We start from the raw sequence: 14,183 nt of genomic DNA on the forward strand, positions 1-14,183 counted from the left end.
CGCATTGCCTCTTGACTTTTCGTTACAGGGCAATCCCTCGCCTTTCTCGGTATACGCCCTCTCGGGTCAGGCACGCCTTTCGAGCAGCACGCCGCATTCGCAGTGGTTCGTCCAGGGAAACTGATCGAACAGCGCGAAGCGTCGGATGGCGTGGGTATCGTGCAACTGTTGCAGATTGTCGAACAAGGTCGCCGGATTGCAGGAAATATAGACGATGCGCGGATATTCCCTGAGACGCTCACAGCTCTGTGGATCCAGCCCTGCTCGGGGCGGATCGACCAGTACCGTGGAGAAATCGTAGTCGTCCAGCGCCATCTCAGCCACTCTACGGCCGCCTTTCTCGCCGGCCAGGGCCAAGGAGAACTCCTCGGCGGACATGCGCGCCACCACAGCATTGGCGATGCCGTTGGCCTCGAGATTGACATTGGCAGACGCCACCGACGTGCGAGAAATCTCTGTGGCCAGGACACGCCGGAAATTTTCGGCCAGCGCGACGGTGAAATTGCCATTGCCACAATATAGCTCGACGAGATCGCCCGCCTGGCTATGGGCAGTCACGTCTCTCGCCCAGTGCAGCATGGCTTGGCTGATGGACGCATTGGGCTGGGTGAAGCTGTTCTCCACCTGCTGATATTGCAGCACCCGGCCATCAACCTCGAGCCGCTCCCAGACGTGATCGCGATCCAGGACCAGTCGCTGCTTGCGGGCCCGACCGATGATGGAAACGTCAAGATGCTGCTGCAGCCAGCGTGCATCCCGCTCCCAAGCTTCGTCCAGCGGCCGGTGGTAGATCATGGTGATCAACGCTTCGCCGGAAAGTGTCGTCAGGAATTCGACCTGGAAAAGCTTGCGCCGCAGTACGGGATTATCACGGATGGCATCGAGCAGTTGAGGCATCAAGTCATTGATACGCTGACTGGCGACAGGGTATTGATCGATTCGTATGACCGACTTTGTCTTGGGATCCTCGGGGTCCACCTCGAACATTGCGTAATACAGGTCGTCACCTTCATGCCAGACGCGAAACTCGCAGCGCTGCCGATAGTGACTGGGCGGTGAAGCAAACACTTCGAGTGCTGGCGGCTCGAAAGGTGCGAAGCGTTCGACGAGCGACTCGCGCTTGGCGTCCAGCTGTTCCTGGTAACGCTCGGGTTCGACGACGGGTATGGCCACGTAGTCTCCTTGCTTGTTGAAAAGAAGATAAATAAAGAACGGAAAGTAAAAATCAACGCAGGGTCAGCGGCACGGCTCTCACCTCGAGCCCTTGAGGAGCAGCAAAGCCGTAGCCCGACAGCGCCGTGGCCAACGCCGGCGTAGGCGCCGTGGCCCAAGCCGCACCTGGACCGCTGCCCTTCGCCATTGATGTGACGATGGCAACGACACGACGAGCGATGGCCCCGCCCGAGTCGACCCAGCCGATCTGCCTCGGTGCCTGCATATGCAACTGATCGATCAACAGGGGGAAATGCGTGCACCCCAAAACAACGGTGTCTAGCTCGGGATGCGCCCAAAGCGGCGCCAGCTCTGCGGACAGAAGCGCATCATCCAACCCCAAGCCGGCCAGCTTGCGTTCGGCCAGGGTAACCAAACCATCGGCCGCAACTCGCACCACTTGGCATTGGGCGGCGAAATCACGAATCAAGGCATCGGTATAGGGGCGATGTACGGTGGCCGATGTCGCCAGCAAGCCGATCGTCCCACTGCGCGTGGTCATGGCCGCTGGCTTGATGGCAGGTACGGTGCCAATCACGGGGATATCCAGCCGGCTACGCAGCTCGCGCAGGGCCAGCGTACTTGCCGTGTTGCAGGCCACGACCAGGGCACAGGCGTTGCAGGCATCCACGGCAGCGAGACAGACATCGACGATTCGCCCCACCAGCCAAGCGTCGGGCTTGGTGCCATAGGGCAACATGGCGTTGTCGCAGACATAGGCTAGAGCGGCGTGCGGCAGGTGATGACGTATTGCTGATGCAACCGACAACCCACCGACACCGGAATCGAAGACGAGGATCGGCCCACTCATCCGTTCTCTCCGGAAAAGTAGTCGCAAAGCGTATGGATCAACGCCTGCAGGCGAGCCGGCATAAGGGCGCGCTCGGCGTAGAGCAGGTACACCCCTAATGGAGGGGTCACGAAATCATCCAGAACATGTACCAGTCGCCCCTTGGCAACTTCCGGCTCGCCCAGAAAGGCCGGTTTATAGACCAGGCCCATGCCACGTGACGCCGCTTCGGCCAGCGCCCCGCCATTATTGCAGGTCATTATCGGCTGGAAACGGTAGCGCTGCAGCTTGCCATCGACCAGAAAAGTCCAGCTGGGTCCGTCACGTTGCAGACTGTAATGTAGGCAACGATGTGCACGTAGCTCATCGGGATGATGCGGAACGCCATAGCGCTCCAAGTAGCTGGGAGCTGCATAGACATGCATTGGCATAGTCATCAGACGGCGCGCGATCAGGCTCGAGTCCTCGAGTTCACCGATGCGCACGACCAGATCGAAGTCCTCGGCCAGAGGATCGACACGGCGGTCTTCCAGCATTACTTCCAGGCGCACGGCCGGGTGCTTGTGTTCAAAAGCCTGCAGCGCCGGCACCAATTCGCGAACGCCGAAATCGAGCGGCGCCGAGAGGCGCAGCCTGCCACGGATTTCTCCCCGCTGCTCACCCAGCCCTGCTTCCAGTTCGTGCAGTTCGTCGAGCAGACGCGCCGCTCCGCGTAGGTAACGATCCCCTTCGGCCGTCAGGTGCAGGCGCCGTGTCGTCCGGGCCAACAGCCTTACCCCGAGTTGCTCCTCCAGACGCGCCACTTGCTTGCTGACCATGGCATTGGACAGGCCCAGCCGCCGGGCACCGCCCGCGAAGCTGCCGGCCTCGACCACGGCCCGAAAGGTCTGCATTGCCTGAAGCCGGTCCATCCCTATCCCTCACCGTTTCCACTGGTGCGCATTCTACCTGACCGACGTCAAACTGGCCCGACCCTCATCGGCCTCCAAGCGCTGGTTATTTTTACATGGTTCGAATCGTGACTCAGGCGATGACCGGATGAATGGCAGCCGCCCTTCTTACGTCCGTCAGGTTCTGGGTAACTGTCGACCCTGCCTCGGAAGCAGATCGGTCAGCGCCCTAACAGCGGCGACAGCGTCATGTCCCACACGACGCGCGAGGGTGAACTGCCTCAGTTGAACGCCAGAGGCCGGCCTAAGAAGACCGGCCTCTACCTAGGCAAGCTCAGGCCAGGGGCGAGGGGGCATTCCGAAATTCGGTATACAGTTCAGGGTAGGCTTCTTGAAGACGCTCCAGTTCGGCCTGAGCTCCCTCCGGTAGCGAATCGGCAAGCACCTGCATTTCCTCTTCGTCTAGGTATTCACGCATAAGGGGAAACAACTCTTCCCGCTCTGCTCGCAGGTAGGCGCGATGCGCATCGAGATAGGCTTTCAGGTCGTCGGCGAAACGATCCATGGGGACCACGGCATCCATGAGAATCATGTCGATATCCTGGGAGAGGCGGGCCAGGCGTTCGTTAAGGGCCTGGTAGTCTTCGGCGAGTCGACACCCCAGCGTGTTGGCCTCGGGAACCTTGGTCAGCAATTGTTCGCTGCAGATTCGCTCCAGCGGCACGGTAAACCCCGTCATGTAATCGAGAATGTAATCCACGACTTCACGTACAAGGTGGAAATCGGGACGTTCGCCATGGTCCAGCGTTTTGTGCTTGATCGCGAGCACGTGCAACAGCCGCGCCATGTTGGCATGATCCTGGCGCAGTTGAGTGAGCATGGGCATGGTAGGAATCTCCTCTGCTTACGTGGACCGACGTTGGGGATATCGCCACGCTGACTACAGTTTAGGCGATGACCTGTACCTTCTTGCAGCCGTCCATGCCCCGCATTCCGCAAGAGTCACGGGGCACAACGGTGAACCTGTAGTCTCTCTACACGAACCTGAATGTTTACCCTAGTGGCTATATCGAAATTACGCTCGTTGAAAAAGCAAAAGACGATACGCACTCCCTCGGCATGCAGCCAACGCATGGTATCGTTTGAGTAACGCGCCCTTGGCGACTCCAACCACTGGATCAACGGTTCCCATGGACTTGTTCAGTCACGCCTCACAAGATAGCGCCCCTTTGGCATTCCGCATGCGACCACGGCGCCTCGACGACTATATCGGCCAACAGGCCCTGGTCGGGCCAGGCAAGCCACTGCGACGCATGGCCGAGAGCGGCACGCTCCGCTCCATGATACTTTGGGGCCCCCCCGGCGTTGGCAAGACGACACTTGCCGAGATTCTTGCTGATGCTTCGGAGGCCCAGCTCGAGCATCTTTCGGCGGTCATGGCCGGCGTCAAGGACATTCGAGCCGCCGTGGAGCGTGCACGGGCCGCCCAAGGTCAGCAGCGCCCCACGGTGCTGTTCCTCGACGAAATCCATCGTCTCAACAAGAGCCAACAGGACGCTCTGTTGCCTCACGTGGAGTCGGGGCTGCTGACTCTCATTGGCGCCACCACCGAAAATCCTTCTTTCGAGGTCAATTCGGCGCTGCTCTCGCGAGCCCGCGTCTATGTGCTCAAGAAGCTCGACGAGGCCGACCTGATCGTTGTGATGCGGCGCGCCCTGCAAGATCGGGAGAGAGGCCTGGGCCAGCGCAATATCCAGGTGGAGGATGAGGTGCTCGCCATCCTGGCACGAGCGAGCGCCGGTGATGCCAGACGCGCCCTCGGCCTGCTCGAGACGGCCTGCGACTTTACAGTGGAGGATCGGGGTCAGGAGCGCCTGATCAAGGATGCCTTGGCCGAGGTCATCGGCCACCAGGCCAGCGCCTTCGACAAGCAGGGCGATCATTATTACGATCTACTGTCGGCGATCCACAAGTCGGTGCGTTCATCACGGCCCGATGCCGCACTACTGTACATGGCGCAGTTCATGCAGGGCGGCGGCGACCCACTGGATGTCATCCGTCGCCTGGCGGCCATCGCCTCGGAGGATGTCGGTAATGCCGAACCCCGTGCCCTGCCGCTGGTCATGGCCGCATGGGACGCTTACCTGCGCCTCGGCGATTACGAGGGTCAACGTGCCATCGCCCATGCCGCGATTCACCTGGCCGTGGCGCCCAAGAGCAACGCCATCGACCAGGCCTGGAAACGCGCCAAGGGCTTTGTGGCCGAACATCCCGATATCGAGGTACCAACGTATTTGCGCAATGCACCGACCCGACTCATGGCCTCGCTAGGTCATGGCGAGGGTTATCGCTATGCGCACAACGAGCCCAACGGTTACCCGGCGGGCAGCGCCCATGACTGCTGGCCGGATCGGTTACCTCACATGAGATTCTTCGAACCCAGCGAGTACGGGCAGGAAAAACGTTTCAAACAGATGCTCGACTACCGCGCCGAACTGGACAACCAGGCAGACAACCAGGCCGGGTGATCTACATAACAAAAACCCCGGTGAGCGGCGCTCACCGGGGTTTTCTTCGATACTGACGCTATATTCAATGAGCTTCCTGAATCACGTCGGTCCCTTCAGGTACATTAAACTCGAACCGGGATGACTCGACTGGGGCGTTAGCCTCGACATCGGCGAAGGCAATCGCCGTGCGCTGACCGGTACTGTCGCTCATCTGCAATCCGCGTAACTGCTCGCCGCGGAAGGTCAACTTGAGATCCTCAAACAGCGTATCGGGTGACTTGGGCAACAAGGTGAAGGTTTCCGTGGTGCCCTGCTGCTGACGAGACACCTCGTAGTTCTCAGTCAATGCGTTGGCCTTGCCCGAAAGCAGCAGCGCCGGTGTGTGGGTAACGCGCGTATCTAGTGGCTGGATGGTTACCTGCTCGAGATCGGGATCGTAGAGATACACCTCCTGTCCATTGGACACCACGACCTGATGATACGGGGCCTCGACTTCCCAGCGGAATTGCCCGGGACGCGACAGCCAGATATGACCGCTGGCCTCCTGCAAGCGCTGACCGGAGCCGTCGAGAATCTGCTGGTCGAAATCTGCAGAATAGGTCTTCAACGGCTCGAGCAGGTGAGTCAGACGCTCGGCCGCCTCTTCGTCGGCGTGGGCCAGCATGGGCACCATCAGGGCAACACCCAGTACAGCCAGGCTCTTGATCAACTTCATGCCTTCTCCTTGGTTCACTCCAGTCGGACGGTGCGTGTTTCGTTTCCGCCAGACTTTGGACCGCAACGCGTCGACGATGACTGCACGGCGCAACGGATGTCCTCATTGTCTGCATAATGCAAAGCGGTGGCTACGAGCCACCGCTTTGATTCAACCCTACGGGTCAGTCACCGACGGGGGGCGGCGCCAGCACTTCGCGGCTACCGTTGGTGCCCATCGACGAGACCACACCTGCTGCCTCCATGGACTCGACCAAGCGAGCCGCACGGTTGTAGCCGATCTTGAAACGGCGTTGTACGGCGGAAATGGAAGCCCGCCGCGACTCGGTAACGAACATGACCGCCTCGTCGTACAACGCATCCTGCTCGGCATCGTCGCCATCGCCACTGCCTTCGGCCTCGAGCCCTGTCAGCGCGTCGGCATTGACCCCGCCAGTGAGGATTTCGTCGATATACTCGGGTTCGCCACGACGTTTCCAGTCCTCGACGACCCGATGGACTTCGTCGTCATCGACAAAGGCCCCATGAACACGAGTCGGCATGCCGGAACCCGCAGGTAGGTAAAGCATGTCGCCATGCCCCAGCAGCGCCTCGGCCCCTCCCTGATCGAGAATGGTGCGGGAATCGACCTTGGACGAAACCTGGAAGGCCATGCGCGTAGGAATGTTGGCCTTGATCAGGCCGGTCACCACGTCCACCGACGGACGCTGCGTGGCCAGGATCAGATGTATCCCCGCGGCACGTGCTTTCTGGGCCAGACGGGCAATCAACTCTTCAACCTTCTTACCGACAATCATGAACATGTCGGCGAATTCGTCGATAACCACCACGATATAAGGCAGCTTCTCGAGAACCGGCGGCTGCTCATGCATCTGCCAGGGTTGCGGCTCCCATAGTGGATCGGCCACCTGCGCCCCCGCCCGCTCGGCTTCATCGAGCTTGGCATTGAAGCCGGCAATGTTGCGCACTCCCATGGCGGCCATCAGTTTATAACGCCGCTCCATCTCGGCCACGCACCAGCGCAGCGCGTTGGCCGCCTCCTTCATGTCGGTGACCACCGGCGCCAGCAGATGCGGGATGCCATCATAAACCGATAGCTCGAGCATCTTGGGATCGACCATGATCATGCGCACATCGTCGGGCGTCGCCTTGAGCAGCATCGAGATGAGCATCCCGTTGACACCCACCGATTTGCCCGAGCCGGTTGTACCGGCGACCAGCAGGTGCGGCATCTTGCCCAGATTGGCCACTACCGGGCCACCACCGATGTCGTGTCCCAGCGCCAGGGTCAGCGCCGAGCCAGCCTGCTGGTACGCATCGGAGTCAATCACCTCTCGCAGACGGATCATTGCCCGGTTGGGGTTAGGTATTTCGATACCCACGGTAGGACGACCGGGAATTACCTCGACCACACGCACACTCTTGACCATTAACGAGCGTGCCAGATCCTTGGCCAGATTGCTGATCTTGGAGACTTTGACCCCCGCGGCCGGCCTGATCTCGAAACGCGTGATGACCGGCCCCGGCCAGGTCTCGACAACCTCAGCCTTGACACCGTATTCGCGCAGGCGAACCTCGAGCAGCTCGGCCATGTCGGAGAGCTGTTGTGGCGTATAGTTGGGCTGAGCGGGATCCGGTGGCGTCAACAGCCGTAAGGAGGGCAGCTTGCCATCAGGCTCAGGCAAGTTGTCCATGACAGGCCGGTTGTTCTGAAGATGCTCGACCGTCCATAGCGTCGGTCCATCCGGGGCTACGGTCGCTTCACGGGCCTGCTCCGCACTGGCCAGGCGAGGCGATACATCTTGCGTTTCGGCCGCCTCGGCAGAGACGGCAGTCTTCCCTGGGTCGGTTTCCTCGCGTTGAACCGTCTCCTCCGCCTTGCTGGCCATGTCACTAGAATCACCGGCAGCAGGCTTCTCTTCAGGGTCGCTCGCCATGGCATCGTTCCAACTTATGCGTGGCTCACGCATCGGTGGCTGCGGGTTTTCCTCTTCCGTTTCGTCCCAATCATCCCAACCGATGGCTGGCGCCGCTCGGCGCGGCTCAGAAACATTCTCGTCAGTCGTTGCACTATTTTCCGACATGACGGGCTCTTGCCGGGTATCGGTGTATGCCTCGGCTTCCGGCACGCGATTTCCCGAAGTATTCATCTCCGGCTCAGAGGACGTCATCTCCGAATCAGACGGTGTCAGGGACGACGCCTGCCTATCCTGGCGGGACGCTTCCGGCCTCGCCACAGCCGCAGGTGATGGAGATGCTGCCTGTCGATCCCCAGGCTCAGCGGCGATGGGCCGTGCCAGGCTGGACGGAATTTCCGGTTCGTCATCCTCGGGGAGGATCGGTTCGGCAGGCGCATGCACGGAGCGCTCTGCTGACTTGTCGCCTATCCCGGGCTCGGCAAAGCGGCGGCGTGTCACGTCCGCCTTGAAATTGGACCGTGAAGTATCCTCTTCGGGCTTTTGCTGTGGCTGCCGTTCGTCCCCTGCAGCAGAAGCTGACGCGGTATTGGCAGCTGCGTTAACCCGAGCCTCCTGAGCGGTGTACGCAGCGCTTGGCTGCTTTGCCGAGGGTGTGCGCTCGGGAATATCCCAGGGAATGGACGTATCGCGCTCGGTACGCAGGGATTCGCGCTGTTCCGCATATGCTCGCCCCTCCTCGACCCCGTTCAACTGAGGCTCGAGACGCTGCCCCCCAGCCAGAGCGGGCTCAGCCTCCCAACGCTCCAGCTCGGGAGCCCGACCTCGACCCAACCAACGCTTCCACCAAGGAATCGATTCCTCGGTACCTCCGGCCTCGTCCGCATCAGCCTCCTGCGCCCCCTGTTGCAAGGCTTCTTCTCGGGCCTCGCGACGCGTGGCGAGTTGATCGCGGGCGCCTCCGAATTGGCGCGCGATCCAACCAAGGCCCCGCTGTACCCTCAGCCCGATCTCGTCCATGACGGTCAGCCATGACATGCCGGTAAACAAGGGAAAGCCGCACAGGAAAGAGGCCAGCGCAAGCAAGGTGGCCCCACGCATGCCTATCAGGGGGGCTAGCGTATCGTTGAGACCTTGCCCCAGAATTCCCCCGGATGAGTATGGCAGGTCGCTCTGGGGGTTATAGAAATGCATATCCCCCAAACTCGTGGTAGCCAGCAACAATAGAACCAGGCCGCCGGCCCGTACCGCCAATGCCGTGGCATCCCATTCCAACCGGATCTCGCGAAGGCGCATCAGACGCCAAGCGGCAAACCCCAGCATACCGGGCCACCACAACGCACTGACCCCGAACAGGGAATAGAGCACATCGGACAACCAGGCCCCGATGATCCCCATCCAGTTATCTAATTCCTGTTCAGGACCGCTATAGGTCCACGCCTGATCCTGGGGCGTATAGCTGAACATGGCCAACAGCAGGAACACGCATGCGGCGAGCAGCAAGATCACCGCACCCTCGCGAGTGGCTCCTTGCAGGCGAAGGCCGAAACGACGGGCTTTCTCCTTGGCCTGGGTCGCCGTGGCACGGCGACTCACGGGTTTCTTCTTGGCGCTCAATTGACTACCCCCTTCAATACCATGCTCACCAAAACCAGGCGCTTATCGCTCGAGCCACAGGCGAACATGGCTTATCTTTTCAAGGGATACATCATACCGAGCCTGAACCGCGTGGCACAGGGGTTAGCATACGATCACTTCACGGCATGGCGGGGGCATTGAGATCGCTCCAAAAGGCCGTCAGACTGAACGGCAATCACATCAGCCAATCGACCCATGCCTATGCTGCCCTGGCTACCTTCCCAGCCTGTCGCCTTTCCGCCTCTGGATTACGCACTCGATGAACCGGACGGCCTATTGGCAGCCGGCGGTGCCTTGACGCCCGACTGGCTACTTGCCGCCTATCGACGCGGGATCTTTCCTTGGTACTCGGAAGGTCAGCCCATTCTTTGGTGGAGTCCTGATCCGCGCCTGGTGCTGTTTCCGGCAGAGGTCCGTGTGCGACGCAGCTTGGCCAAGCGTATGCGCAACGCAGGATTCAAGGTGACCTGTGACCATGACTTCGATGGCGTCATCAATGCCTGCGCCACCAGCCGCGCCGATGCCGAGGGAACCTGGATAACCGCCCCGATGCAACAGGCCTATCGCCAATTGCATCGGCTGGGCCACGCCCATTCCATCGAAGTGTGGCGAAACGAGCGGTTAGTAGGTGGCCTTTACGGTATTTCTCTGGGCCGGATGTTCTTCGGAGAGTCGATGTTCAGCGTCGAAAGCGATGCCTCCAAGGTGGCGCTGGTACACCTGACGAGATACATGCAGGCCAACGGGGGCGGACTCATCGACTGTCAAATGCATACGCCGCATCTCGTCAGCCTGGGCGCAAGGGATATCGCCCGCAACGATTTCATCGTCTATCTTGAGGAATATGTCGACCAACCGGCCTTGAGCTGGGACATGTACGCCACTTCGCCAGTGATGCAGGAGATCACCCAACGTGAGCAGTAGCGCACCGCAACAGCCGGCGCGGGACCTGCGCTTCTTCCTGACAGTGCCTCATGCCTGTAGTTACCTGCCTGAGCGAGAGGCAACCACGCTGTTTCTGGATCCGCAGGAGTCACCGGGACAAAACGTCTATGACGCCTTGGCGCTCCTCGGCTTCCGTCGCAGCGGTCGCCACCTCTATCGCCCTCATTGCGAAGGCTGCAGCGCATGTATTTCTGTACGTATTCCCGTCAATGAGTTTTCTCCCAATCGCACGCAGCGCAAGCTTCTAAGGCGCAACGGCGACCTGACGATGAGGGAATGCCCCGCCGCCTTCGACGCCGAGCACTATGAGCTTTATGCTCGCTACATCCGGACGCGACATGCTGACGGCGACATGTATCCCCCAAGCCATGAGCAGTACCGCACGTTCCTGACACTCGACCATCCTTATGCGCGGTTACTGGAGTTTCGTCTCAACGAACAACTGTTGGCGGTTGCGGCCATCGATCACCTCAGCCATGGCCTGTCGGCAATCTATACCTTCTTCGACCCTGCCCCCGAGTTCGAACGCCGCTCCCTGGGCGTCTATGCCGTACTGCGCCAGGTCGAGATGGCACGCGAACTCGGCTTGCCACACGTTTATCTCGGTTACTGGATACGCGAATCACGCAAGATGAATTACAAACGGGCCTTTCAGCCGCTGGAATATCTTGATGGGCGACACTGGCGTCTAGCCATCCCCCTCTGAAGCTGTGCTTTTTGCCTTAATGCTCGGCATGCGGCACAATATCGGGCTATCTTGATCAGCACGGGCGACGCTCAGGCGTAACGTCTGGCTGTCATGCGTAACGACCAACCACGAGGGTACGCCTTATATGGCACGAGAAGATCATATCGAAATGGAAGGTGTTGTCGTCGACACCCTGCCCAACACCATGTTCCGTGTCGAGCTAGAGAATGGCCATGTGGTCACGGCTCACATCTCAGGCAAGATGCGCAAGAATTACATCCGTATTCTGACCGGTGACAAGGTCAAGGTCGAACTCACGCCTTATGACCTGTCCAAGGGCCGTATCGTCTATCGCTCACGCTAATACGCGGGACACCTCAGGGCAAGACCGGCTGTGCAGCACGTTCTGCACGGCATCGTTGGCTCGCATATTCGGTTGATACCTGAAAAAAACAACGCCCCGTCTTGCGACAGGGCGCTTCGTTAGTCAATCAGCAAACGTTATTAACCCGATTTCGGTCAGACGTGTCGCCTGCAAGGCACTGTCTCGCTACCCTGCAGGCCACAAACAGCTTAGGCCACCTGTTCCGCTTCGGTGGCGAGGTGCAACTCATCGCCCTCCACCGTCACGTGGACCAAGCCACCATTGTCCGCCAGATCACCGAACAGGATCATTTCGGCCAACGGCTTTTTCAGCTTCTCCTGGATCACACGAGCCATTGGACGCGCCCCCATCTCCGGGTCATAGCCCTTGTCGGCCAACCAGACCCTAGCCTCCTCACTGACATCGAGCTGGACACGCTTCTCGTCGAGCTGTGCCTGAAGTTCGACCAGGAACTTATCGACAACGTTGCGCACCACGTCGGGTACCAGACCGTGGAACTGGATAATCCCATCCAGACGATTCCGGAACTCCGGCGTAAACGTCTTGCGGATGACTTCCATACCGTCGGTGGAATGATCCTGAGTCTGGAAACCGATCGAGCGACGCGAAATCTGCTCAGCCCCGGCGTTCGATGTCATGATCACGATGACGTGACGGAAGTCCGCTTCACGCCCGTTGTTGTCGGTCAGTCGCCCATGGTCCATGACCTGCAGCAGCAGGTTGAAGACTTCCGGGTGCGCCTTTTCGATCTCATCGAGCAGCAGCACACAGTGTGGCTGCTTGGTGATCGCCTCGGTCAATAGGCCACCCTGGTCGTAACCGACGTAACCGGGAGGCGCACCGATCAGGCGCGACACTGTATGCCTCTCCATGTACTCGGACATGTCGAAGCGCACCAGCTCGATCCCCATCAACTGAGCCAACTGACGCGCCACTTCAGTCTTGCCGACACCGGTCGGACCGGCGAACAGGAAGCTACCCACCGGCTTGTCGGGCGACTTGAGTCCGGCCCGCGACAGCTTGATCGCCGCAGACAGACTCTGGATTGCCTCGTCCTGACCAAATACCAGCATTTTCAGGTCACGCTCCAGATTGGAGAGCAACTTGCGATCCGAGCTGGAGACACTCTTCGGCGGGATCCGCGCGATCGATGCCACTACCGCTTCGACCTGTTCGACATCGATGGTCGAGACACGTACTTCCGGTGGCAACAGACGCTGATGCGCCCCCGCCTCGTCGATGACGTCGATAGCCTTGTCCGGCAGGTGCCGGTCGTTGATGTAGCGATCCGCCAGACGCACCGCACTCTCCAACGCCGTATCGGTGTACTTCAGCTGATGGTGCTCCTCGAAGCGACCGCGCAGCCCCTTGAGGATACGAATAGTGTCATCGACTGAGGGTTCGAGTACGTCGACTTTCTGGAAGCGACGTGCCAGTGCCCGATCCTTTTCGAAGATGCCGCGGAACTCCTGGAACGTCGTGGAACCGATGCACCGAAGCTCGCCGGAAGACAGCAGCGGCTTGAGCAGGTTGGACGCATCCATGACGCCACCGGACGCGGCACCCGCCCCAATCACGGTATGGATTTCGTCGATGAACAAGATGGAATTGGGCTGCTTCTTGAGCTCGGCAAGCAGGCTCTTGAGGCGTTTCTCGAAATCGCCGCGATACTTGGTTCCCGCCAGCAACGCACCCATGTCGAGGGAGTAGACCACAGCGTCACTAATGACATCGGGAACGTCTTCCTCGACGATACGCTTGGCGAGGCCCTCGGCGATGGCGGTCTTGCCAACACCCGCCTCACCCACCAGCAGCGGGTTGTTCTTGCGGCGCCGCGCAAGAATCTGCACGGTGCGCTCAAGCTCGTGATCGCGCCCGATCAACGGGTCGATCTTACCCAGACGGGCCTGCTCGTTGAGATTCGTGGCATAACCGGTCAACGGATGCGCATTGCCTTCGCTCATGCCTTCCTCGCCCTCCTCGGCGTCCTGCGAGGGCGACGGGTTCTGACCGTGCCCAGCCACTTTGGAAATGCCGTGGGCGATGTAGTTGACGGCATCCACGCGCGCCACGTTCTGCTGCTTGAGGAAATAAACTGCCTGGCTCTCTTGCTCGGAGAAGATCGCCACCAGCACATTAGCACCGGTCACTTCGCTCTTGCCTGAAGACTGCACGTGAAACACGGCACGTTGCAGGACACGCTGGAAGCCCAGGGTCGGCTGGGTTTCGCGATCATCCTGCCCTTCAGGTATCAAGGGAGTCGTTGAGTTGATGAAGTCCTGCAGGTCCGAGCGTAGCTTGTCCAGGTTGGCTCCGCAGGCGCGCAGTACATCCGCAGCGGAGGCGTTGTCCAGTAAGGCCAACAGCAGGTGCTCGACGGTCATGAATTCATGACGCTTGGAGCGCGCCACCGTGAAGGCCGTGTTCAGGGTGAGTTCAAGTTCTTTGCTCAGCATGGCAGTCCCCTTCTCGCCGCCTCGGGCATCGTCGGCACT

General features: G+C 60.1%; 11 protein-coding genes. 4 read left to right on the forward strand and 7 right to left on the reverse strand.

Translation table 11 applies throughout. The annotated features are described in order from the left end of the window. Positions 1–66: 66 nt before the first annotated feature. The 4 genes from trmA to F568_RS0100365 form a co-directional block, all read right to left on the reverse strand. Complete coding sequence (gene trmA / locus F568_RS0100350) at positions 67–1,173, reverse strand: tRNA (uridine(54)-C5)-methyltransferase TrmA (protein WP_019016709.1); 1,107 nt, start codon at positions 1,171–1,173, stop codon at positions 67–69. A gap of 52 nt (positions 1,174–1,225) precedes the next feature. Continuing rightward, positions 1,226–2,023 carry a glutamate racemase gene (gene murI, locus F568_RS0100355; RefSeq protein ID WP_019016710.1) on the reverse strand — a complete coding sequence of 266 codons (798 nt, stop codon included), beginning with the start codon at positions 2,021–2,023 and terminating at the stop codon, positions 1,226–1,228. Further along, the gene (locus F568_RS0100360) at positions 2,020–2,913 is read right to left on the reverse strand and encodes a LysR family transcriptional regulator (RefSeq protein WP_019016711.1); all 894 of its coding nucleotides are present in this window, start codon (positions 2,911–2,913) and stop codon (positions 2,020–2,022) included. The genes murI and F568_RS0100360 overlap by 4 nt, the downstream gene beginning before the upstream one ends. Before the next feature lie 313 nt (positions 2,914–3,226). Further along, on the reverse strand, positions 3,227–3,772 hold the full coding sequence (locus F568_RS0100365) for a hemerythrin domain-containing protein (RefSeq protein ID WP_040475743.1): 546 nt from the start codon (positions 3,770–3,772) through the stop codon (positions 3,227–3,229). A gap of 310 nt (positions 3,773–4,082) precedes the next feature. Between F568_RS0100365 and F568_RS0100370 the strand changes: the two genes are divergently transcribed. After that, positions 4,083–5,420 carry a replication-associated recombination protein A gene (locus F568_RS0100370; protein WP_019016713.1) on the forward strand — a complete coding sequence of 446 codons (1,338 nt, stop codon included), beginning with the start codon at positions 4,083–4,085 and terminating at the stop codon, positions 5,418–5,420. Between the two features lie 64 nt (positions 5,421–5,484). Here the strand turns inward: F568_RS0100370 and lolA are convergent, their stop codons facing one another. Then, positions 5,485–6,117, reverse strand: a complete 633-nt coding sequence (gene lolA / locus F568_RS0100375) for an outer membrane lipoprotein periplasmic chaperone LolA (protein WP_019016714.1) — start codon at positions 6,115–6,117, stop codon at positions 5,485–5,487. 163 nt (positions 6,118–6,280) lie between these two features. Further along, positions 6,281–9,628, reverse strand: a complete 3,348-nt coding sequence (locus F568_RS0100380; RefSeq protein ID WP_019016715.1) for a DNA translocase FtsK — start codon at positions 9,626–9,628, stop codon at positions 6,281–6,283. Positions 9,629–9,871: 243 nt separating this feature from the next. Between F568_RS0100380 and aat the strand changes: the two genes are divergently transcribed. From aat to infA, 3 genes are all read left to right on the forward strand, one after another. After that, entirely contained in the window at positions 9,872–10,594 is a 723-nt protein-coding gene (aat, locus tag F568_RS0100385) for a leucyl/phenylalanyl-tRNA--protein transferase (protein WP_019016716.1), read from the forward strand. Beyond that, entirely contained in the window at positions 10,584–11,321 is a 738-nt protein-coding gene (locus tag F568_RS0100390) for an arginyltransferase (protein ID WP_019016717.1), read from the forward strand. The genes aat and F568_RS0100390 overlap by 11 nt, the downstream gene beginning before the upstream one ends. A gap of 127 nt (positions 11,322–11,448) precedes the next feature. Further along, positions 11,449–11,667, forward strand: a complete 219-nt coding sequence (gene infA, locus F568_RS0100395) for a translation initiation factor IF-1 (protein ID WP_013332816.1) — start codon at positions 11,449–11,451, stop codon at positions 11,665–11,667. Positions 11,668–11,876: 209 nt separating this feature from the next. Here the strand turns inward: infA and clpA are convergent, their stop codons facing one another. Further along, on the reverse strand, positions 11,877–14,144 hold the full coding sequence (gene clpA / locus F568_RS0100400; RefSeq protein WP_019016718.1) for an ATP-dependent Clp protease ATP-binding subunit ClpA: 2,268 nt from the start codon (positions 14,142–14,144) through the stop codon (positions 11,877–11,879). Between the last annotated feature and the right edge of the window lie 39 nt (positions 14,145–14,183).

The organism is Modicisalibacter luteus DSM 23508, assembly GCF_000378505.1.
GTDB classification, from domain to species: domain Bacteria; phylum Pseudomonadota; class Gammaproteobacteria; order Pseudomonadales; family Halomonadaceae; genus Modicisalibacter; species Modicisalibacter luteus.

Bases quoted from the DNA above. Each gene is read 5' to 3' on its own strand.
- murI (WP_019016710.1), bottom strand. From the start codon at position 2,023: ATGAGTGGGCCGATCCTCGTCTTCGATTCCGGTGTCGGTGGGTTGTCG.
- infA (WP_013332816.1), top strand. From the start codon at position 11,449: ATGGCACGAGAAGATCATATCGAAATGGAAGGTGTTGTCGTCGACACC.
- F568_RS0100365 (WP_040475743.1), bottom strand. From the start codon at position 3,772: ATGCTCACTCAACTGCGCCAGGATCATGCCAACATGGCGCGGCTGTTG.
- lolA (WP_019016714.1), bottom strand. From the start codon at position 6,117: ATGAAGTTGATCAAGAGCCTGGCTGTACTGGGTGTTGCCCTGATGGTG.
- aat (WP_019016716.1), top strand. From the start codon at position 9,872: ATGCTGCCCTGGCTACCTTCCCAGCCTGTCGCCTTTCCGCCTCTGGAT.
- clpA (WP_019016718.1), bottom strand. From the start codon at position 14,144: ATGCTGAGCAAAGAACTTGAACTCACCCTGAACACGGCCTTCACGGTG.
- F568_RS0100370 (WP_019016713.1), top strand. From the start codon at position 4,083: ATGGACTTGTTCAGTCACGCCTCACAAGATAGCGCCCCTTTGGCATTC.
- F568_RS0100360 (WP_019016711.1), bottom strand. From the start codon at position 2,913: ATGGACCGGCTTCAGGCAATGCAGACCTTTCGGGCCGTGGTCGAGGCC.